This window comes from Stieleria maiorica (assembly GCF_008035925.1).
Taxonomy (GTDB): domain Bacteria; phylum Planctomycetota; class Planctomycetia; order Pirellulales; family Pirellulaceae; genus Stieleria; species Stieleria maiorica.
In genome coordinates this window covers 4,596,749-4,618,339 of record NZ_CP036264.1, presented here as the reverse complement: position 1 = coordinate 4,618,339, position 21,591 = coordinate 4,596,749, and the positions used below count along the sequence as shown (strand labels likewise).

22 protein-coding genes are annotated in these 21,591 nt (G+C 58.9%); 16 read left to right on the top strand and 6 right to left on the bottom strand.

Annotated elements, in window-relative coordinates:
* The first annotated feature begins 3 nt into the window (after window positions 1–3).
* Window positions 4–1,518, top strand: coding sequence for an HTTM domain-containing protein (locus Mal15_RS15630; protein WP_147868630.1), 1,515 nt, complete (start codon window positions 4–6; stop codon window positions 1,516–1,518).
* A gap of 29 nt (window positions 1,519–1,547) precedes the next feature.
* Here the strand turns inward: Mal15_RS15630 and Mal15_RS15625 are convergent, their stop codons facing one another.
* The 3 genes from Mal15_RS15625 to Mal15_RS15615 form a co-directional block, all read right to left on the bottom strand.
* The gene (locus Mal15_RS15625; RefSeq protein WP_233903476.1) at window positions 1,548–2,315 is read right to left on the bottom strand and encodes a 3-keto-disaccharide hydrolase; all 768 of its coding nucleotides are present in this window, start codon (window positions 2,313–2,315) and stop codon (window positions 1,548–1,550) included.
* 101 nt (window positions 2,316–2,416) lie between these two features.
* The gene (locus Mal15_RS15620; RefSeq protein ID WP_147868629.1) at window positions 2,417–3,352 is read right to left on the bottom strand and encodes a cobalamin-binding protein; all 936 of its coding nucleotides are present in this window, start codon (window positions 3,350–3,352) and stop codon (window positions 2,417–2,419) included.
* A gap of 47 nt (window positions 3,353–3,399) precedes the next feature.
* Window positions 3,400–4,119, bottom strand: a complete 720-nt coding sequence (locus Mal15_RS15615; protein ID WP_147868628.1) for a hypothetical protein — start codon at window positions 4,117–4,119, stop codon at window positions 3,400–3,402.
* Window positions 4,120–4,350: 231 nt separating this feature from the next.
* On the opposite strand from Mal15_RS15615, the gene Mal15_RS15610 reads away from it, so the two are divergent.
* The 7 genes from Mal15_RS15610 (at window position 4,351) to Mal15_RS15580 (ending at window position 11,711) form a co-directional block, all read left to right on the top strand.
* Complete coding sequence (locus Mal15_RS15610) at window positions 4,351–5,757, top strand: MFS transporter (RefSeq protein ID WP_147868627.1); 1,407 nt, start codon at window positions 4,351–4,353, stop codon at window positions 5,755–5,757.
* Window positions 5,758–5,771: 14 nt separating this feature from the next.
* On the top strand, window positions 5,772–6,833 hold the full coding sequence (locus Mal15_RS15605) for a peptidase M42 (protein ID WP_147868626.1): 1,062 nt from the start codon (window positions 5,772–5,774) through the stop codon (window positions 6,831–6,833).
* A 150-nt stretch (window positions 6,834–6,983) separates the two neighbouring features.
* The gene (locus Mal15_RS15600) at window positions 6,984–7,718 is read left to right on the top strand and encodes a dioxygenase family protein (RefSeq protein ID WP_147868625.1); all 735 of its coding nucleotides are present in this window, start codon (window positions 6,984–6,986) and stop codon (window positions 7,716–7,718) included.
* A 122-nt stretch (window positions 7,719–7,840) separates the two neighbouring features.
* On the top strand, window positions 7,841–9,400 hold the full coding sequence (locus tag Mal15_RS15595) for a sulfatase family protein (RefSeq protein WP_147868624.1): 1,560 nt from the start codon (window positions 7,841–7,843) through the stop codon (window positions 9,398–9,400).
* A 111-nt stretch (window positions 9,401–9,511) separates the two neighbouring features.
* Complete coding sequence (locus Mal15_RS15590; RefSeq protein WP_147868623.1) at window positions 9,512–10,087, top strand: HupE/UreJ family protein; 576 nt, start codon at window positions 9,512–9,514, stop codon at window positions 10,085–10,087.
* A 6-nt stretch (window positions 10,088–10,093) separates the two neighbouring features.
* A complete protein-coding gene (locus tag Mal15_RS15585; RefSeq protein WP_147868622.1) occupies window positions 10,094–10,423 on the top strand; it encodes an ArsR/SmtB family transcription factor in 330 nt (109 codons plus the stop codon).
* 187 nt (window positions 10,424–10,610) lie between these two features.
* Window positions 10,611–11,711, top strand: coding sequence for a GTP-binding protein (locus tag Mal15_RS15580; protein WP_233903475.1), 1,101 nt, complete (start codon window positions 10,611–10,613; stop codon window positions 11,709–11,711).
* Window positions 11,712–12,035: 324 nt separating this feature from the next.
* Here Mal15_RS15580 and groL read toward each other — a convergent pair whose 3' ends face one another.
* Both groL and Mal15_RS15570 read right to left on the bottom strand, forming a co-directional pair.
* Complete coding sequence (gene groL, locus Mal15_RS15575; protein ID WP_147868621.1) at window positions 12,036–13,661, bottom strand: chaperonin GroEL; 1,626 nt, start codon at window positions 13,659–13,661, stop codon at window positions 12,036–12,038.
* 18 nt (window positions 13,662–13,679) lie between these two features.
* On the bottom strand, window positions 13,680–14,006 hold the full coding sequence (locus Mal15_RS15570) for a co-chaperone GroES (RefSeq protein WP_147868620.1): 327 nt from the start codon (window positions 14,004–14,006) through the stop codon (window positions 13,680–13,682).
* Window positions 14,007–14,279: 273 nt separating this feature from the next.
* Between Mal15_RS15570 and Mal15_RS15565 the strand changes: the two genes are divergently transcribed.
* From Mal15_RS15565 to Mal15_RS15550, 6 genes are all read left to right on the top strand, one after another.
* On the top strand, window positions 14,280–14,636 hold the full coding sequence (locus Mal15_RS15565) for a hypothetical protein (RefSeq protein WP_147868619.1): 357 nt from the start codon (window positions 14,280–14,282) through the stop codon (window positions 14,634–14,636).
* Window positions 14,637–14,919: 283 nt separating this feature from the next.
* Window positions 14,920–15,180 carry a hypothetical protein gene (locus Mal15_RS15560; RefSeq protein WP_147868618.1) on the top strand — a complete coding sequence of 87 codons (261 nt, stop codon included), beginning with the start codon at window positions 14,920–14,922 and terminating at the stop codon, window positions 15,178–15,180.
* Window positions 15,152–15,277, top strand: coding sequence for a hypothetical protein (locus Mal15_RS34905; protein ID WP_261344626.1), 126 nt, complete (start codon window positions 15,152–15,154; stop codon window positions 15,275–15,277). Before Mal15_RS15560 ends, Mal15_RS34905 begins: the two co-directional genes overlap by 29 nt.
* A gap of 157 nt (window positions 15,278–15,434) precedes the next feature.
* Window positions 15,435–15,644 carry a carbon storage regulator gene (locus Mal15_RS15555; RefSeq protein ID WP_233903474.1) on the top strand — a complete coding sequence of 70 codons (210 nt, stop codon included), beginning with the start codon at window positions 15,435–15,437 and terminating at the stop codon, window positions 15,642–15,644.
* Between the two features lie 134 nt (window positions 15,645–15,778).
* Window positions 15,779–16,387 (top strand): FG-GAP repeat domain-containing protein, encoded by a 609-nt coding sequence (locus tag Mal15_RS35145; protein ID WP_390623518.1) that lies wholly within the window; start codon window positions 15,779–15,781, stop codon window positions 16,385–16,387.
* Window positions 16,388–16,679: 292 nt separating this feature from the next.
* Complete coding sequence (locus Mal15_RS15550; protein WP_147868616.1) at window positions 16,680–17,933, top strand: RNA polymerase sigma factor; 1,254 nt, start codon at window positions 16,680–16,682, stop codon at window positions 17,931–17,933.
* Here the strand turns inward: Mal15_RS15550 and Mal15_RS15545 are convergent.
* Complete coding sequence (locus tag Mal15_RS15545; RefSeq protein WP_147868615.1) at window positions 17,918–20,218, bottom strand: TonB-dependent receptor; 2,301 nt, start codon at window positions 20,216–20,218, stop codon at window positions 17,918–17,920. The two genes, Mal15_RS15550 and Mal15_RS15545, sit on opposite strands and share 16 nt — an antisense overlap.
* A gap of 346 nt (window positions 20,219–20,564) precedes the next feature.
* Between Mal15_RS15545 and Mal15_RS15540 the strand changes: the two genes are divergently transcribed.
* Both Mal15_RS15540 and Mal15_RS15535 read left to right on the top strand, forming a co-directional pair.
* Window positions 20,565–20,771 (top strand): hemin uptake protein HemP, encoded by a 207-nt coding sequence (locus tag Mal15_RS15540; RefSeq protein ID WP_147872049.1) that lies wholly within the window; start codon window positions 20,565–20,567, stop codon window positions 20,769–20,771.
* Entirely contained in the window at window positions 20,768–21,514 is a 747-nt protein-coding gene (locus tag Mal15_RS15535) for an energy transducer TonB (RefSeq protein WP_147868614.1), read from the top strand. The genes Mal15_RS15540 and Mal15_RS15535 overlap by 4 nt, the downstream gene beginning before the upstream one ends.
* Window positions 21,515–21,591 lie beyond the last annotated feature (77 nt).

The window sequence follows — 21,591 nt, the reverse complement described above, 5'->3', positions numbered from 1 at the left end:
GCAATGTCGTCCGATTCGCACCGCCGTTTCGATTGGATGCGGCCAGTGGATGCAAGTCCGCTGGCCGTTTTGCGTTTCATCCTCGGCGTGACGTTCTGGTTCTGGGCGTCCGACTACCTCGCAGAAGACCGTTGGCACATCCTGTTTGTCAGCCCCACCGTCTTGTTCAAGTACGCGTGGTTTGAGTGGGTGACGCTGTGGCCCGGCGATGGGATTTGGTGGCATTTTCAAGCCGCACGCATCTCCGCACTCGCCTTTGCGGTTGGCTTTCTGACGCGGGTCAACGCTGCGATCCTGGCCGCGACGATGGCGTATGTGTTGTTGGTCGAACGCCAGATTTACAACAACCACGACTACCTGTTGGCCTGCACCGCGATGTTGTGCTGTTTCTTGCCCTGCGGTCGCACGCTGTCGTTGGATCAGTTGCTGTTTCGCGGATCCCGCGGTGATTCCAACATGCGGCTGTGGCAATGGTGGCTTGTCCGCTTTCAACTGGGGCTTCCCTATGTGTTTGGAGGGATCGCTAAGCTGGATTCCGACTGGATCGCCGGGCAACCCGCTGGATTGTTTGTCACTTCACGCGTCGACACGGCTTGGATCGGCCCCTTATTCACATTGCCGGGCGCCCCGTTTGTGATGGCTTGGGGGGGATTGCTGTTTGACGTGTTGATCGTCCCGGCATTGATGTGGAAACGAACGCGGGTGATCGCAATCGCCGCCGCTTTGGTTTTCCACCTGACCAACGCAACGATCTTTCAAATCGGTGTGTTCCCCTGGTTCATGTTGGCTACGCTGTTCGTGTTCTTTCCGGTTTCGTTCGTCCCCAACGTGTTGCGGCGGATCGGCGCTGTGAGTGGAATGACGCCAGACAGCGGAGCCGCCATCGAATCAACGTGGTGTCCGCCTGCGTCCCGACTGCATCGCTTGGCAATCGCGCTGTCGGTCGCCTATGTCACGGTTCAATTGCTATTGCCGGTCCGACCCTGGGTGTTGCCGGGAAACCCGAGTTGGAATGAACGGGGCCAGCGATTTGCGTGGCGGATGATGCTGCGTCACAAAGACTGTTTGCTTTGGTACAGAATCCAGACCCAGGACGATTACTTGATCGTGCCGGCAAAGATTGTGATGACGCCTAATCAACTGATGCGTGCACCGCGAGACCCGGAACTGGTTCGTCAAGCGGCGGTCAAGCTCCAGGAGCTTGTCGCATCGATGGGACAACCGGGATGCAAGGTCTTTGCGTTGCATCTGGTTTCGCTGAACGGCCGTCCCGCGACGCCGTTGGTCGATCCTAGCGTCGATTTAACGCAAGCCGCGCGCGGCTGGTTTGATGACGATTGGGTGATTCAAGATCCGGGGCCGCTGCCGCCGACGCCATGGCGTGTCCCACTGGATCAGTGGTGGCAACACATCGAGATGCCGGCGACGTTTCACGAGATCCGATCGATGCGGCCCAGCGAAGCCGAGGCCGAGTACGATCGTCTGGCCGAACAGCAGCGGGCGATGCAATCGTCGTGAGGCGATCCAAGATCGGACGCCGACACTCGTTAGAGCTCTTTGACCCGGATGCCACGCCAGTGCACGATGCCTTTGGCTCCCTTGTGGATTTGCAGGCCAAAGAAACCTTCGGAATAGGTTCCGTCATCCACCCAGTGAGCGACCGGGACGCCGTTGACCCAGGTTTTGATCACATTGCCTTGGGCGGAAATCGTCAATCGATTCCACCCCTCTCGGTCCAGCGCCGCACGGGCTTGTTTGTGTTCCTTCAGCCAGACGGGATAAAAATAGCCGCCACAGCTTTGGCCGTAGATTCCCCCGTTCCAGTAGCGATCACCGCTGATCCCCTCCATCTCGGCTTGCGGCCCGAAAACGGTCTCGCCGTTTTTTCCGGGTTTGGTTTGAGCGCGGAACATGACGCCCGAGTTGCCGTCGACTTCCCATTTCATCTCGCAGGTGAAAACGAAGTCCTTGAAATCTGTTTTGTCGGTGCTCAGGTAGGTACTGTTGGACCCTGGGGTCACCGTCCCTACCAGCGCACCGTCTTTCACTTCGTACTTGCAGGTGCCACCCTTGGGCGTCCAACCCATCAGGTCTTCGCCGTTGAACAGGTCGACAAATCCCTCGGACAAATCCGGCTCCGGGTCGGTGTTCAGCAGCATTTCATCCGGTTTCGGCGCGTTTTGCTGTGACTTGTATTTCTTGTACCACGCTTCTTGGGCGGGGTCGATCGCCCCGCCATCGGCGAATCCGACCGCCGCAAACATGCAAACAAGGGTTCCCTGGACGATCGTTGATTGAAGAAAACGTCGCGACACTTCGGTACTCAAATGGCTGGTGCAAACGAAAGGGCAGGATTGTCACGGTGACAACCTGCTTGGCCCGGCACCAGGATAGTCGATCCGCCGGCGGTCTGTCGTTACCCGTCCGCGCGGCCGGCAATTGGAAGCACCCGCGAGGCTTCGGGCAATCCGCCGTCCCGCGGATGAACTTCCGGATGCAGCGTGTGTGAGAGGATTTCCAGGCTGTCCACCAAACGCGGGCCGGGACGATTGAAATACGCCGAACCGTCGACCACATAGACACGCCCCGCCCGGACACATCGCAACGTCCGCCAATGGGGATAGGATTGCAGGCGGGGCAGATCGTCCAGCGTGCGCCGCACGTCGAATCCGCAACAGGCGATGAAGATCACGTCCGGATCAGCCTGGACGACGCGATCCCAGTCCACCGACTGCGATCGCTCGCCCGCAGCGCCAATGACGGGGCGTCCGCCGGCCAGTGCCACCAGTTCGGGGTTCCAGTGCCCGGCGCTGAACGGCGGGTCGATCCATTCCAGCAGCATCACCGCAGGTTGACGCCGGATGTTTTGCGAACGGTCGGCCACGGCTTGGACGCGCGTTTTCAATCGATCGACGCACGTCGCCCCGTCGGACTCGCAACCTGCCGCCGCGGCAACTCGACCGATACAGTCGAAAACGTCGCCCAAACAGGTGGGTTCCAGATTGATGACCTGGGCACGGTTTGCAAGCGAGCACAATGCCTGGTCGACATCGTGCTTCGAAACGGCGCATACATTACACAGTGCTTGCGTCACGATCAAATCCGGCTCCAGCGAACGCACCAATGGCACATCCAATCGGTAAAGTGCCTGTTGCGTTCTGACTTGCTCGCGCACCAACGCGTCGATTTGGCCGCTCGAAACGTCGTCGGGGATGATCGTTCGCGTTACTTTGGGCAGTTCGGACACCGACGCCGGATAATCACATTCGTGGGAGACGCCGACGAGCTGATCACGCAAGCCGATCGCACAAATGATTTCGGTCGCGCTGGGAAGAAGGGAAACGATCCGCATAGAAACGTAAGTGTAAGACGATTATTAGCCGTTCGCTTGTTAAACGATCAGATCCGCACCAGCATGTTGAGCGTGAACGATCCATAGACGGAGATCAAGAGGACAAGGACACAATAGGCGATTCCGCGTTTCGGTCCCAATCGAATGATCCACAGTCCGACGGCGAGCTCCGAGGCGGAGATCAGGATCGACAGCCAGGCAAGTTCCTGGATGTGTTGGCCGATCAGAAACCGCCCAGCAAAAAGAGTGACGAAGAACCCCGGCAATCCCGCAACCAGCGTCGCCAGACCGTCCCCGATACCGGGTAACCCGCCACGGATGACCCAGGCGAATGGAAAATGCATGCATGCGAGCAGTGCAACGGCGGGAAGACGAGGCAGACGATCACGCGTCCAGCCCCACACCGCGAACACCCAAACCAAGCCCCAAACGGTATATCCGGTCAGCAAAGGAAACGTCATGATCCCCGCTGACACCACCGCCGCGACCGCTGTGATTCCCGCCAACGTCCGGAGGGTGAATCGTGTCAACGCGATTTGATCGTCCTGCCGCGGGTGGGGGCGAAACGGGATCCACGGCAATGCTATCCAAACGCCGATCGACGTGACCAGCATCCCCAAAGCGGTCCATCCGATGACGGGCGCCGGTCGGCTTTGATCCGCCCCCGACCAATCGTAGAAATCGGGGATGAACCAGCCGACCAGCAGGCTGGTTGCCATCAACAGCGGAGCGATGTAGGTCGTTGGGAGCTGGTTTTGGGTGGTCATACCTACTGAGAGCCCCGCGCAACGGAATTGTCGCGAGGAAAAGTGTACCTTTCCGGTCGCAGGGAAATGTCGGATCGGTTTCCAGCCCATCGACGTTGGATTGACACGCTGAGTGTCTATTCGACATCGGGTCGGCGTCGCCCCTTGCTCCCCGGCAGGTTTTCCGGACCTGGGTTGCTCTGCTGTTAACGTCGCCTATAACGTTCACAACCAACGACCACGGCGACACGGATGGCCGTCACTATTGATGATCTGAATCGCTTCGCAATCACGGAGAATCGGTTGAACGCGCAGTTGGAAAACGGAACGCTCCAAGGACATCGACTGCGCGGTGACTTGAGTGCCAGCATGATCGATGGCGCGGCATTTGGCGGCATGGTGGGCTTTGGTGAAACCTACATCGCGGCATTCGCGCTGGCGGTCGGGTTGGGCGAGATGGCGGCGGGGATGGTCAGCAGCGTACCGTTGATCGCCGGCGGGCTGATGCAACTGACGTCGCCGACCGCGATTCGCGTTCTGAAGTCACACAAACGTTGGGTGGTTCTGTGTGCGTTTCTGCAGGCGGCAACCTTCATCCCGCTGTTGATCGCGGCGCTCCTCGGTTCGATTGACGCGGTGACGCTGCTGTTGGTGGCGTCGATTTACTGGGGGACGGGGCTGGCCACCGGGCCGGCTTGGAATACCTGGATCGGGACAATCGTCCCCCGCCCGATACGCGCCCGCTATTTTGCCCATCGCACTCGCGTTTCCCAAGCCTGTGTGTTCGCGGGCTTTCTGATCGGCGGTGTCTTGTTGCAATCATTCACGGCGTTGGAACTGGGGCTGGTGGCCTTTGCGATTCTGTTCGGCGTCGCCGGGCTTTGTCGTTTGCTTTCGACTTGGATGTTGATCAAGCAAAGTGAACCGGTGCCGTTGCCGCCGGGGATGCGTGCGATCCCCTGGAAACGCGTCTTTCATCATTTGCGTGCCAGCAGCGGTGGAAAGTTGTTGGTTTATCTGTTCGCCGTTCAGGCGGCGGTGCAAATGTCCGGTCCGTTTTTCACGCCGTTCATGTTGACCAAACTCGAGTTCTCTTATGGCGAGTTATCGGGGTTGTTTTCGATCGCGTTCCTGGCGAAAGTCATCTCGCTTTCGTTTTGGGGACGCGTGGCCAACAAGCTCGGCGCCAAAACCCTGCTTTGGATCGGCAGTCTGGGGATCGTCCCGATCAGCGTGCTGTGGGTGGTGTCGCAAAACTACGCGTGGCTGGCCGCGGCCCAGGCGCTCAGTGGTGTTTTTTGGGCGTCCTACGAACTGGCGTTTTTCTTGCTGTTCTTTGAATCGATCGCGGAAGAAGAACGGACGAGTGTGTTGACGATCTATAATCTGCTCAACACCGCCGCGTGGGTATCGGGGGCGCTCGTCGGCGGTGCGCTATTGTTCCACTTTGAAATGAGTTTTAACGGGTACCTGATCCTGTTCGCGCTCTCATCGCTCGGGCGACTGTTTGCCCTGCCACTGTTGCTGCGGGTGCCGCATCTGATCGTGGATTCGGATGAAATGGGCGTGCGAACGGTGGCCGTTCGGCCCGGATCGGCATCCCTGGATACTCCGGTTCTGGCCAGTCTGCCCGATCAGATCGGGAATGACGCGACTTAAAAGATGAACAACAAATGAGAAAGGCATCCAACATTGATGAGTTCCTGCATCTCCTTCGAGCCCTGGTCAGAGAACCTTCGGTCGTGGGCGTGGAAGATGCCTTCTTTCGTGTGCTGCGACGGGAGTTGGAGGAGTATCCGGTCAAGGTGGATCGCTACCACGGTTTGCTGGTCGCTCAAGGTTCCGATCCGGACAGCGTGTACCTTTCCGCCCACGTCGACCGCCACGGACTGCTTTGTACCGGACCGAACGAGTTTCAGTATGCAGCATTCATCGCCGGCAATCGCGGCGAGTTGACGGGCGATTCGGTCTCCGAGCAGTTTATGGAACTGATCGCCGGGCGGTTTGATGGCCAGCGAGTTCAGGCCCACACACCCTATGCCGGTTCCTATTGCGGCCAAGGCCAGATCACGCGTTCGTACGTTTGCCCGCGGCGCAGAAACCTGATCTTTGAACTCGACGGCCTGGAGTTCCTGCAACCCGGCTTCCCCGTTTCTTTTCTCGATCGATTGCGAGTCGATCAGAATCTGGTTTCGGCACAACTGGACAACGTGGTCAGCGTCGCCATGTTGATCGATTTGATTCGAAGTGGGTTTCAAGGCACGGCGTTGTTTACTGCGGGCGAAGAGGCCGGCCGTAGTTGGCGATTTGCCGTCGAGTGGTTTCAGCGTCACGACATCCAGACGGACCGTTTGGTCGTTTTGGACACGAGTCCTTTTTCGACGTTGGACGAAGTCGCCAAGCAAGAGGTGGTGTTGCGTAATCGGGACTCGATGGCGACATTCGACGAAACGTTGACCGATCAACTGCTCGGTCTTTGCGAACGGTTGAGGATCCGACACCGGTTCAAAGATCGCTATGTCGAATTGTTGAACTTGGATCGCGATAAACCGCTCTCGATCGGTCGCACCGAATTGGGCCGCATCATCACGGCAACCGACGGGATGGTCCGCGGGACGACGCTGCAGTTGCCCACCACATCCTACCACACGGCGTCGGAAACGGCCGAGACGACCAGTATCGCGGCGATGCTGCGGCTGCTCCGAAACCTGTGTGGATTGCCCGAGCCGTCGTAGTGGGGAAGGTGACCGGCGCTGTATAAAGAAGGCTTGGCCGAATGTCACAGTTTTGACGAAACCTCGCACGGCCGAGGGCGTTTCATGGTTACGTCATCATCCCGCGCGAATTGATCGCAAGACCGCACTCAGGAGAATTGGGGACCTGTCATGAATCGAAACACGGCAATGTTGAACCGGCGTGGAATCCTTTCCAGCGGAATGGCCCTCGGAGCCACCGCGCTGGCCACGCCAGGGGTGTTCGCGGAATTGCTTCAAACGCCGCCCCAAACCGAAGGGCCGTTTTATCCGAACAAAATGCCCTTGGACACCGACAACGACTTGCTGGTGATCAACGATTCGATCACGCCGGCCGTGGGGGAAATCACCCACCTGTCCGGGCGCGTTTTAGATCCCAATGGCAACCCGGTTCGCAATGCCTTTGTCGAAATCTGGCAGGTCGACAACAATGCCGTCTATCTGCATACCGACGATCAGACGAATCGCGCGAACCAGGACACGAACTTCCAAGGGTATGGACGGTTTCTGACCGATTCCAAAGGCCACTACTATTTTCGCACGATCAAGCCCGTTCCGTACCCCGGCCGCACCCCCCACATCCACTTTGCCATCAGTCAGGGTGGCAAACGGACGTTGACCACCCAGCTTTACGTCAAGGGGCATCCGGGAAATACGCGCGACCGGTTGCTGCAAGGCATCGATGCCAAGGCTCGTGAAACGGTCTTGCGTGATTTTGTCCCGCTGAAGGACTCAACGATCGGCGAATTGAGTGTGGACTTTGATCTCGTCTTGGGAGTCACTGCCAGCGAGGGTGACGACGGCAAGATGCACGGGATCGGCCAGTCTCAGTGGCGGCAGCGCCAGACGCGCCGAGATGCGAGCTGAGTTTCACATCGCAGTGGAGGGGATTTTGCGGCGTCGTGCTACAACCACGTTTCCCATTGGGTAAACTGTTTCAGCGCTTCGAGATCACACGCGTTCCCGACATCCCTTCCCCAAGTGCCAGAATGAAACCCTTGCCGTCACCGCCGTTCGTCATCCTGTTGTTGCTCGCCGTCCCGCTGGGATTCCTTGATACGGCCACGGCGGAAAAGCCGAACGTGATCGTCATCATGGCGGACGACCTCGGCTACGGCGATGTGTCGTGCTACGGTGCAACGTCGCTGAAGACGCCGAACATTGACCGGCTTAGTGAAGAAGGGGTTCGGTTCACCAACGGTTATTGTTCCGCGTCGACCTGCACCCCGACGCGCTATTCGTTGTTGACGGGAACGTATGCGTTTCGGGGCGAACGGACGGGGATCGCGCCGCCCAACGCACCGGCGATCATCAAGCCGGGGACCGACACGGTCGCGTCGTTGTTGCAGCGGGCCGGATACACGACCGCGGTGATCGGAAAATGGCATCTCGGACTCGGTGGCGAAGACGGCCCCGACTGGAATGGTGACTTGAAGCCGGGTCCGCTGGAAATCGGATTTGACACTTGTTTCCTGTTGCCGACCACCAACGATCGCGTGCCACAGGTTTACGTACATGATCACCGTGTGCCAAACCTCGATCCGGCCGACCCTCTGTGGGTGGGAAACAAAAAGCCCAGCCCCGACCATCCCACCGGGCTGACGCATCGCGAGACGCTGAAGATGGATTGGTCGCACGGACACAACTCGACGATTCACAACGGAATCAGCCGAATCGGTTTCTATACCGGCGGACATGCGGCGCGTTTCCGTGACGAAGACCTGGCCGACAAATGGGTGGAAAAATCGGTGGAATTCATCGAGCAAAACCAGAACGAACCGTTCTTCTTGTTCTTCTCCTCGCACGACATCCATGTGCCCCGGATGCCGCACGAACGTTTTCAAGGCAAGACGTCGTTGGGATTCCGTGGCGACGCGATCATCGAACTGGACTGGTGTGTCGGCGAACTGATGAAAACGCTGGATCGATTGAATTTGGCGGAGAATACGCTGGTGGTTTTCTGCAGTGACAATGGTCCGGTGCTCGACGACGGATACAAAGACGGCGCGATCGAAAAGATCGGTGATCACCGCGCCGCCGGCCAGTACTCCGGAGGGAAGTACAGTGTCTACGAGGGCGGAACGCGGACCCCGTTCATCACGCGTTGGAAAGGGCGTATCAAGCCTGGCGTCAGCGACGAAGTGGTCTGCACCATCGATTTGGCAGCCAGCTTGGCCGCTCTGACCGAACAGTCACTTCCGAAGGACTTTTTCCTGGACAGTTTCAACGTCATCGATGCCCTGCTGGGCGAAGACCAGGCGAAAGGCCGCGACCACTTGGTCCAACAGGACAACGGTGCCAACGGCACCTATGGGTTGCGGGCGGGCAAGTGGAAACTGCATCGCTACGGAAAAAAGACGGCTCGCAATGTGGTCGTCGAGACCGAGCTTGCCAATACCCAGGTCCCCCCATTCCAACTGTTCAACTTGGAGGAAGACCCCGCGGAAACAACCAATGTGATCGGCGACCACGCCGAAATCGCGTCAGAACTGAAACAACAACTCGACGACATCATCACGCAAGGTCGCAGCCGTCCCGAATCATTGTGAGCTTGTGACAGTGCCGTGGGACGCGGGGGCAATCTCTGGTATCTTTTAGCGATGTGATCACGACGATTCACATCGCTTGCCTACGCCTTACCCACTCGGGGACGACCTCCCATGATGCTTCGATTTCTTGGTCTGATCAGCTTGTTTGTCGCCGTCTCGTCGGCACAGGCTCATCCAAACCATTTCCACGAGATCGCCGGTACACTCCAAACCGGCTTTTTGCACCCGCTGGCTGGAATCGATCACCTGCTGGCGATGGTGCTGGTCGGATTGCTGGCGACTCAGATGGATGGGCGTCCCCGATGGAGTCTGCCCGCTTTGTTTTGCGGATCGATGGGGATTTCGATGATCGCCGGCCACACCTTGGGACCGTTTGCGACCTTGGACGTCGCACTCGCGATCACGCTGATCGTTTTGGGCACCTGTTTGGTCCGGCAGAACCGCTTTGCCGGGCTCGTCGCCATCGTAGCGACCTGCGGAGGACTGCACGGCTTCTCACATGCCGCCGGTTCGGCGGCCGGCGTTTCCACGCAACACATGGGCGGCATCTTTCTGGGAACAGTGGCGCTTCATTTGGTCGGGATGACGCTCGGAATCGCCTTTCGTCAGAGCGGACATCGCACGACACTGGTCCGAGTGTCGGGGATGCTTGCCTGCGGCGTCGGCATTGCCTTGTTGGTCGGCTGACGTACCGTGTCTCAGTCGGGAAACGATGAAGAAACACGCTGTGCGGCGTACCTGAAAGCGGTCGGCGATCCGCTCCGCATCCGGATCGTCCGCGCATTGCAGCACGGTGCGTTGAGCGTTTCGGATCTCGCCGAACTGCTTGACCAAGAGATGGGTGTCGTGTCCCATCATTTGCGGGTGCTCTACCACGCCGACATCGCCCAGACGCGGCGCGAAGGCAAGTACGTCTATTATTCGCTGAACGAAGAGTTTCTCCGTGCGGGGAGACGTCGGGAGAACCGTGTGCTGGACTTCGGTTGTTGCCGCCTGGACGTGGGGGAAACGTCGCCGAACTAGTGCACCATGTCGATTCCGTTACGCTCGCCAGAACGTGGAAGTCGCATCGAACATTAGGGGCACGTTTATAAGCGATGCGGGAAACGCTTGACGTACATTCTGACGATCGTCAGAATGTCCAAGCATTGTCCCGCGACCGGCACAAACGGCCCGCGGCGATTCCACCCCAGCGACACGAGCAGTATCGATGACGTCACCCATTCGGTTTATCATGATCGGCGGATTCCTCGGCGCCGGAAAGACGACGCTGATTTCCAGCCTCGCCCGGCACTACCAAGCCGAAGGAAAGCACGTTTGTGTCGTGACCAACGATCAGGCGTCGGGATTGGTGGACACCGAATTGCTGCGCAGCCAGGGTTTGTCGGTCAATGAGGTCGCAGGATCCTGTTTTTGCTGCAATTTTCATGGATTGACCGACGCGATGGAAGCGTTCGAGACGAACCGGCGTCCGGACATCATCCTTGCCGAACCCGTCGGCAGCTGTACCGATCTGATCGCGACGATTGCGATTCCCATGATGGAACAACTCGGGGAGAAGTTTGTCCACAGCCCTTACGCAGTGATCTTGAAACCGAGCCACGGGTTGAAGATCTTGACCGGTGGCCAGGGACGCGGGTTTTCGGAGAAAGCGGAGTACATCTTCCGCAAGCAGCTCGAAGAATCTGAGCTGATCCTGATCAATCGGATCGACGAATTGACGGCACAACAGCAGACACAGCTCCGTCACTGTGTCGAGGAGCAGTACCCTGGGCGCCCGGTCATTTTCATTTCCGCCAAGACGGGTGAAAACCTGGATGTCGTGGTCGAATCGCTAGCCGGCCAGGCTGCGGCGCGGGACCAATTCATGGAGGTGGACTACGACGTCTACGCCGAAGGGGAAGCAGAGCTGGGGTGGCTGAACGCCACCATCGAATTGGCCGCCAACGCTCCGCTTCCGATAGATGCCGTCGTGGTGCGGATCGTCGACTTGATTCGCGGCCGGTTGGAGGAATTGGACGCGGAGCCGGCGCACTTGAAAGTCTACGGTTCGTCTGGTGAAGCCGTTGGCGTGGCCAACTTGGTCAGTAGCGACACGCCGACCATGCTGTCGGTCGCTTCCAAAGCCGACGGCAGACCGTTGACGCTGATTATCAACGCACGCGTCAGCCTCGCGCCCGACGCGTTGCGAGAAGCGGTCGCCAATGCCGTCGATAACCTGGCCGCGGAATTCGCCGGACACACGGAAGTGAAATCCATGGAGAGTTTCCGTCCCGGCCGTCCCGTGCCGACCTATCGTGCCGGCACCTAGCAGGCGTCAATGTAGAACCGCTGTCCCCAGCTGTTCCCGCTGTCCGCCCTGCGGGCAGGCCGCTTGCATCCTCTCAGCCGAGTGCGGCTGAGGGGGAACAATTGAGGACAATGGTTCTACACTCCGTGCTAATGTAGAATCGCTGTCCCCAGCTGTTCCCGCTGTCCGCCCTGCGGGCAGGCCGCTTGCATCCTCTCAGCTGAGTGCGGCTGAGGGGGGAACAACGGAGGACAATGGTTCGACGATGAAAACCTCCCCGGCCGCGCGAAGGGAACGTGGTCCGGGAAGGCAACACTGGGGCGACACCGATTCGCTGTCGGCCTGTTAATACATGTCGTAATCCCCGCCGTGGCCACGGCCGCTGGCCTTGCGTTCATCCTTCGGCTTTTCGGCGATCAGGGCGTCGCTGGTCAGCAGCAACGTCGAAACACTGGACGCGTTTTCCAATGCCGTTCGGACCACTTTGGTGGGATCGATCACGCCGGATTCGACGAGGTCTTCGTAGGTGTTGGTGGCCGCGTTGTAGCCGTAATTGCCTTGTTCGGCTGCCACTTTTTCACAGACCAATGATCCGTCTTGGCCGGCGTTTTCAGCGATCCAGGTGGCCGGTGCGCGACAGGCCTTGAGCACGATGTTGTACCCGGTGCGCTCATCGTCGCCCAATTTGGACGGGTCGCAGGCGCTGGCCGCGCGGACCAGAGCGACGCCGCCGCCTGGCAAGATGCCTTCTTCGACCGCCGCACGGGTTGCCGACAAGGCGTCCTCGAAACGCATCTTCTTTTCTTTCACTTCCGCTTCGGTGGCTCCACCGACGCTGATTTTGGCAACCCCGCCGACCAACTTGGCTTTGCGTTCTAGCAACTTCTCACGATCGTAATCGCTGGTCGACTTCTCGCACTCGGTTTCGATCTGCTTGATCCGGGCCTGGATGTCGGAGGTCTTGCCGGCGCCTTCGATGATCGTCGTGTTGTCTTTGTCCAGGATGACCTTTTTGGCACGGCCGAGATCGGCAAGCTGGATGTTCTCCAGCTTGACCCCCAGGCTTTCAAAGAACGCCTTGCCGCCGGTCAGGATCGCCATGTCTTCCAGCATCGCCTTGCGACGATCACCGTAGCCGGGCGCCTTGACCGCGGCGGCCACCAACGAGCCGCGAAGCCGGTTGACGACCAGCGTAGCGAGCGCTTCGCCATCGACATCTTCGGCGATGATCAACAACGGCTTGCCGGCTTTGGCGACCTTTTCGAGCAATGGCACGAAGTCCCGCAGGTTGCTGATCTTCTTTTCATGGATCAGCACGTAGGGTTCTTCCAGCACACACTCCATGGTCTCCGGTGAAGTGACAAAGTAGGGCGACAGATAGCCTTTGTCGAACTGCATCCCTTCGACCCATTTGACCTCCGTTTCCAAGCTCTTGCCTTCGTCGATCGTGACGACACCGTCTTTGCCGACCTTGTCCATCGCGTCAGCAACGACCTGGCCGATTTTGGCATCTTGGTTGCCGCTGATCCGAGCGACCTGCTCCATTTCTTTGCGGCCCTTGACCGGAGTCGACATCGACTTCAGTTTAGCGACGATATCCTCAACGGCTTTTTCGATGCCGCGTTTCATTCCGATCGGGTTGGTACCGGCCACAACGGCTCGCAACCCTTCGTTGAAGATCGCTTCGGCCAACACCGTGGCGGTCGTGGTACCGTCGCCGGCGACGTCGTTGGTTTTCGAGGCGACTTCGCGAACCATCCGAGCCCCCATGTTTTCGTAGGGGTCGTCCAGTTCAATTTCTTTGGCAACGGTCACGCCATCACGGGTGACGACGGGTGATCCGAAGCTCTTTTGGATGATCACGTTGTACCCGCCGGGACCGAGCGTGCTGCGGACGGTTTTGGCCAACTTGTGAACCCCACGACGCATCGCTTCGCGGGCGTCTTGTTCAAACGCAATGATTTTTGACATCTTCAATCGCCCTCCTTGTTAGTTTTCGATGACAGCCAGAATGTCGCTTTCTTTGACGATCGTGTACTTCAACGCGTCGACTTCGAATTCGTCGCCGCCGTATTTATTCAGCAGCACATGATCACCGGGGCGGACCGACAGCGGGTGCACGGTGCCGTTGTCATCGCGTTTTCCGGGGCCGACCGCGATCACGCGGGCACGGTTGACCTTTTCCTTGGCCGAATCGGGCAGCACGATGCCGCCGGCGGTCGTTTCCTCGGCCTCGTCACGTTGGCAGACGACGCGATCGGCGAGCGGTTTGAGTTTTAAATTGGTGGTTGAATCTGATTTCGTAGCAGTCGCCATGAAATGCCCTCCATCTTGCTTGGACATTGCACAACAGGTGTGGCCCTGCCGCTCCGGAGCCACCGTCAGTTTGGCACGTCGCCAGCGGCGGGCGACGCTTTGAGCAACCGCTGTACCAATTGCAAAAAGCTGGAAATTGGTTTCCCCCTGCGAGCACGACAAATTGACCGGCAGACGACAAACTGTCGTCTTTTGTACGAAATTTTCGGTCCGGTGCCGAAGATGCTGTAGACTTTAGGATGAGGGCACGTGCTCGTGACGGAGGTGACTTCGATGCAATTCTTTGATCTCGTTCTGACGCAGGCCAGCCGCTGGTTTGAACAGTGGTATGAGTCGTTCACCAGGATCGATGCTGAATCGCTGGACCGAACGGAGTGGGTCGAGTTTCTAGGCGGACCGCTGGACGGTTATCGCCACGCAGTCGATGCGGCAAGAATTTACCACCTGCCGCCATCGTTGATCCTGCCCATGAGCGCGTCGCAAATTGCACACTTCTACGACACACTCGAGGACGCCGCCCCGGACGAAAACAAACCGGAGCAATCGCAGGACCGGCCGACCCGTCACGCCTTATACGATCTGGTCCTCAGTGGCGATCGCTGGTGCTATCGGTACTGTTACGATTCGTAACGAGCACTCTGATCAAGGCGGTGACCCGAGCGAGCAACCGCCTTGCGTGAAAACACCACGCGTTGGCACGCGGTGTGCATCTTAATCCGCCGGTTCATTGCGATCCTTCGCCTCAACGGAGGAATTCAACATGTCCGCGATATTGGATCATCCGAAGCACACAAAACATCGCTCTAAATCCCCCGACCCTTCGCGACGCCGCCACACCCGGAACCGTCGTCACTCGATCGGCCGCACGTGGGACAAACCAAGCCGGCCACGCCAGGTTGCCCCCAAGCGACAGATGGCAACTGCTGTCGCACCGCGACCGCGCCGCGGGCGGCCGTCCAGGCTGGTGCGGTTCTTCCGAGGCTTTTCCGTCGAGAAGTCATTCACTGTTTTGTCGTTGTTGGTCGCCAGCGGTCTGATCACAATCTGCTCGCTCGACATTCTGCTCGCATGGCCGTGGAAACACGCAAGCCTGCTGTTCGATTGGACGTATTTGTTGGCCGGTTTTGTGTTGCTCGGACTGACGTATGACGTCTTTCGCGACCAATCCCGATGATCGCGGACGCAAGCAAATGACCGACTTCAACTTCCAATTGCCGGCCTGGAACCAGTGGCGGCAAGAATTGTTCAACTGGCCCAATGCCGAGTTCTAGATCGCATCTTCGATTGATATCAAATCCCGTTTTACGATCCCGCCGCAGCAATGTCGCGTCGCGGCGGGATTGGCACAAACTTTGCCTGTGAGGAAATCAACTCGCGACAGCTGAATCGCTGTTGGCCTTCTAAACGTCAACCCCATCGAGAGGACGAATGATGCTGGTGTTATCACGGAAAGAGAACGAGCGGATTCAGATCGGCGACGAAATCGTGTTGACCATCACCGCGATCAAGGGAAATCGCGTATCCGTCGGGATTGAAGCCCCGTATGACGTCGCCATTCGACGCGGTGAACTCCACGCCCGCGCAGCTTCCACGCACGATCCCGGGCGGTCGAAGTCGCGACAGCGGCAGGTCGCTTGAGACAATTTGACGTTTCGCTGACACGACAGATTGGCACACGAGCAACCAATCTGTTCGATACGCTGCCGCCTGCGCGGCGGCGGAGGATTAACAGAACAATGGGGGCAAGATGATGGGGCCGAAATGAAGGCATAATGATACGGGGCAGAATGATGGTTGCATGTTCTGCCCGGCGCAGCCTCCACAACCGTCGTCCGGTCATTTCGCCGCAAATCCGCTCCAGCTTCCGCTTCCCTCTACCGATCCTTTTGCCCAACCGCCCTACCGCCCGTCGTCTTGCCCAGATTCTGATCCTGGAGCCGCTTCAACGCTTGAAGCCAGCGCGTGACCGGCTATCGTCTAGGGGCACCGCGACCACCATCCCGAGGCACGGTTATGTCGACGGATTTTTTCCAAAGCATCTTTGTTGCCCCAAAATCGGGCGACTACTTTCTTCGCATTCATTCCGGGAACCGCATGGAACCGGTGGTTTTGAAGGAACCGGGAACGAGGGCAATGGTCGCCAACCACACTCGATCGTCAAAGGCGACTTCAATGGCGATGGCATCCGTGATTTGGCATCGGCCAACAGCGGCGACGGAACCGTCAGCGTGCTTTTGGGCGCTGCCGATGGATCGTTCACTCAAAGCATCCAACTGAATGTCGGCCCCGACTCCACCTTTGCCGACACCCTCGTGGCGGCGAATTCGAACCGTGGCAGTCGTACGGGCATAGGAGACGGCGGGAAAGTGGCAAAACGATGAGGGCAAAACGATTAGAGCAAGATGATGGGGCCGAATGAAGGCAGAATGATGGGGTTTCCGCCTGTCGATGCTGCATTGCCCCGTCGCAGTCCCTCTGATTTCTCCCCGACCTCATCACCCATCCATCGACCTTCTCTAATCACCTCCCCTGCCCGCATTCTCGCCCGATCATTCTGCCTCCCATCATTCTGCCTTCCATCGTTCTGCCCCCATCGTTCTGCCCCCATCGTTTTGCCCCCATCAATCTGCCCCCATCAATCTGTCCCCATGCGGTCCGATTGACACCTGATTTATGAACGATTCAATTCAGCAACAGATCGAAACGCTCTTTCGGAACGATTCACGTCGGGTCTTTGCCACATTGGCGCGTGTCCTTCGGGACCTGGATTTGGCGGAGGACGCGATGCAGGAGGCGTTTGCGGCGGCGGCGGATCAGTGGCCCGGCGACGGGGTTCCGGAGAACCCGATCGCCTGGCTGGTCACGACCGGTCGTTTCAAGGCGGTCGATTCGATCCGGCGAAACACAAAGCTGGCGGAGATCAGTGGGGATGTGGTCGAGCGGATGTCGCGGGTCGCCGGTACCAACGCCTCGCGGGCCGCAACCGCCATCGAAGACGACCGGCTGCGGTTGATTTTCACCTGCTGTCACCCGGCGATCGACGTGAAGGTGCAGGTCCCGTTGACGCTACGCGAAGTGTGTGGGTTGACGACCGACGAGATCGCACGGGCGTTCTTGACCACTCCCGCCACGATGGCTCAACGGATCGTGCGTGGCAAAGCCAAGATTCGCGATGCCGCGATCCCCTTTGTCATTCCCGAACTCTCCGAACTGCCCGAGCGTCTCGATTCCGTTTTATCGGTCATCTATTTGATCTTCAACGAAGGCTACTCGGCATCCAGTGGTGAATCGGTCACGCGCAGCGACCTGTCCGGCGAAGCGATTCGGCTTTGTCGGCTGGTGCTGGAGTTGTTGGCGGATGCCGAAGTGATGGGATTGTTGGCGCTGATGTTGTTGCACGAATCACGTCGCGAGGCACGACAGGATCCGCGTGGGAACATTGTGCTCTTGGAAGATCAAGACCGCAGCCGCTGGGACCATCACTTGATCGCCGAAGGCCAACAGTGGATCGAACGCTCGCTCGCATCGCGCCGGTTTGGTGGCTACACCATCCAAGCGGCGATCTCGGCCGTGCATGCCGGGGCGGCGACCGCCGGCGACACGGACTGGAAGCAGATCGTCTCGCTGTATGATGTGCTGCTACGGATCCAGCCGTCTCCGGTCGTCGAACTCAATCGCGCCGTTGCGGTCGCGATGTGCGATGGTCCCGAATTCGGTTTACAACTCATCGAAACCATCCTGGATCGCGGCGAACTAGGCCATTACGCCTTGGCCCATTCGGCACGTGGCGAGCTGCTTCGCCGAAGCGGGAATACCGCCGGTGCGATTGAGGCGTTTCAGCGCGCCCTGACCTTGACCGAGCAGGCGTCCGAAAGGCGTTTCCTGTCGGACAAGCTGCAAGAGCTCCGTGGCTACAGCGAGTACTGATACCCGAAGACCGCGTTGAATCCAGGACCGTCGACACCGCTGCCGAGGACACGGTAGTACTTGTCGGTGATGTTCTCCAACGCCAAGGACAGCTGATGCTGGTTCTCGGATCCAAAGGATTGTCCCATCCGGACGTTCAATGTCGCGTATCCGGGCGTCCCACCGGCGATGAACCGCACGTCGCCCAAGTTCGATTCGCTGTAGCGGTCCGCCCGATCGACCATCCAAGTGTAGACATCGAAATACGATCGCCGGCAGGGCTCGGACAATCGCAGTCCCAAAATGCCCTGGGTCGGCGGGATTCGCGAAATCGGATCATCCGCCGTCGTGACCGTCCCGTACGTGTAATAGAAATTCCCGTACAGCGCGACGTTGCGATTGAAGACGTATTCGCCGGCCAATTCGGTTCCATTGATGTAGGCTTCTTGATTGGTCAGAAATCTCGCGCCGCCGATCGTTTCGCGGTTGATAAAGCTATCGAAGTCCGTCCAGAACTCGGTCACCTGCAATCGCAATCGATCGTAATTGAATTTCAATCCGACTTCATACGTCTTGCTATGCTCGGGTTCGACGTCCAGGTTGCCGACCAAGGGAGTCGATTGGTTGTTTTGCAAGAACGTCTTGTTGGCGGTCAGATCGTCGATGGTCGGTGCTCGGAAACCTTCGTAATAGCCGCCGACTAAGCGGACGTCGTCGGTCAGTTTGTACGCCAGGCCTGCGCTGGCGATCCAATCTTGGTACGAGCGTTCAAAATAGGTCGGTCCGATCGTGTCGAAGTTGGGTGTGGCCGACACGTTGATGTTTTCGTAACGAATCGAGGTGGTCGCATCCAGCCGCGCGGTCAGCGGCACGTGCCACGAGGCATAGACGCCCACGCGGTCCGCTTCGGAATCGTCGGGATACTGCGGGTCGGTGACCATCGGCGTCGCGCCGGGCGTGTCCGGGTTGTTGATCTGGACACGTTCCGCGTCAATCGACTCGCTGTAGTAGTCGGTGCCGTAGGTCAGTTTGCCGTAGTCGTTCATGTCCTTAACGAACGACAGCGTCGTTCCCCAGCCCCAGTCGTCAAATTCGCCGATTTCACGTCGTGTGACCACGGCGGCCGGATCGTTACCGGAATAGCGGTCGACGACCGAGGCCTCCTTGGTTCGCATGCCCGAAAGTGTGACCGAGTAGAAATCACCGATCAGGGCATCCTCCGGCAACAGACCTTCCAGTCGGCCGTAGAGCAGGTCCCGCTGCTGGGGATCGAAGAAGGTCGGACGCTGTGTCGGCACGCTGCCGTCGCTGGCCGGGCCGAGCACAAACGGCAAGAACCGGTCGCTACGTTTGAGATCTTCTTGCTCGAAGTGCTGCATCGCGACGGTCAAGAGATGATTCTCCGTCAGCATGCGTTGCAGTTTCAGATCGCCCGCGTATTGTTGGTAGTCCGTGCCCGGTTGGCGACCGAAGTCGCCGCCGCGGTCGAGCGTGCCGACGTCCAGATACGAGACGCCTCCGGTGATTCCAGTCGCACCGTACCAGGAGCTGAAACCGGTGCGCGTGTACGAAGACGCTTCGGCGGTACTGTAGAACTGGCTGAAAGTCGGACTGGCATAGTCGCCCCGCAACGGATCGGCGCTGCGGGTGACGAAGTTGATGACGCCTCCGATTGCATCGCTGCCCCAAAGTGCCGACTCCGCGCCGCGAATCACTTCGATTCGCTCGATCGAACCGGGATCAATTGTTGCCGCGTATTGGTTCGGCCCGGGGCGCAAGATGCTGGTGTTCATGCGAATGCCGTCGACCAGCACCAGGATCTGTTGACCGGTTAAACCGCGGATGTACGGCGAGAGTTGGCCGTTGCCGGTCTGCTGCAACATCACGCCGACTTCGTCTTGAAGGGCGCGATAGACCGTCGAGGCGTGTTTTCGGTCCAGTGCGTCGCGATCGATGATGGTGCCCAGACGAGGTGTCTCGAACAGATCGCTCTCGGTGCGCAACACGCTGTTCAGTCCCGTCGGGTTGCTCATCGTGCCACCGAAGCTCTGGTCGCTGAGCAACGGAAAAGAATCGTTTTGCAGCGAAGGATTGGGTTGCGGGGTGGAGCCGCCGGGCATTGGCGCAGCCGGCGCGGTCATTGCAGGCTCGATCGGCGCGGTGTCAACGTCCGGTGCCTGCTCGGTCGCTGGCGGGCGGACTTCGATCTCCGGCAAGGTAGGATCTTGGGCCGACGAGGGAGTCTGCCAAAGACCGAGCCCGAGTGCAGGAAGGAGAGCCAGGGCGGCGATTCGATTGTGTTTCACGGTGTGTTTCGTCCATCTGAGAACGGAATCGCGCCCGTCGCAACAAAGCTAGGTCGGCGTTTCCATCCAAATTGTTCCATTAGTTGACTTCGGCACATCTGGTTCAACCGCTTTCAACAACGCGATCCGTACCCGCAAAGTCAACGTGACAGGACGACTGGGGCACGATAAAGCAACGGAGCGCGGCGGAAACGCCGCCCGAATCGGTGGGAAATCCACCATCGGCCGCCGTCTCAAGTCTCGGTGGCACACGCGCGGCGATGAAAAAACAGGAGCAATCCGGGGCGATCGCGAACGCAGGCGATGGGGAAGGAGTGCCAAATGGTGTTTGGCACGTCCGCTGCTTATGAGTTTTCGAATGCAGCCATCCAATGACAAATCCGCGGTCGACCGGCCGGCCCCCAAATCGCCCATTCCGGCAGCAGACACTGCGCCATTGATTATCCCCTCGGAAGACCTTTTTCGCGGCCGCAACGAAATCTGGATCGAACACGGCGAAATGATGTACCGCCTTCGACGAACTTCCTCGGGAAAGATATACTTGTGCAAATGAGTTTTCCCGTTCGCTGCACGCTGTTTTCCCTGTTCGTTCACGCGGTCGGTGCGGCGGTGCTGTGCGTGCTGCCGATCGCGGCGACCCAGCGGTTCACTTCCGCCGGCCAACAACGTGTCGTTGCGATTCAATTGAGCGTTGCCAGCGTCTCACCCCAGGTCGATCCCCCGCAGATCCTTCCGGTGACGATCGAACCACCCAGGGTCGTCGATTTACCCCCTCCGGACAGGTCGCAGGAAACGCCCCATCACGCGTCGTTCGAACCCAGCGGGTCCACTCCGATTCCGCCACCACCGGACTCATTTGATCGTCGCCCGGACATGTTGGCGCCGTTGAAACGTCCGTCCGTGGCGCCCGCCGACGTGCCGAACGTCGACGCGACCGTCGCGGCACGTCCTCCACGCAAAATGGTCCGCGAGGTCACGCCACCGACGATCGACGCGATCCCGGTCCCGCAGTCGGTCGGACTCTCGCCCGAGACGCCCGTCGATTTTTCTTCCAACCCGCCGCCACAGTATCCGGCGGGCGCGGCGCAGAACGGGCTTGAAGGCACCGTGTTGTTGCGGTTGCGAGTCGATCGGAATGGCACGGTCACAGATGTCGAGGTGATCGAATCAAGCGGCCACCGTTCACTCGATCAAGCCGCCGTCGATGCGGTCAGCCGATGGAAAGGGCACCCGGCCCAACGATTCGGCCGCCCCGTCGCATCCGAAGAAGTCTTGCCGGTGCGGTTTCGTTTATAAATGTTGGTGTTTAGCCTTTAGGCGACTCCCGGTCGCTGCGACGCAGCGACAATGGGCGGCTAAAGCCTGTACACCAA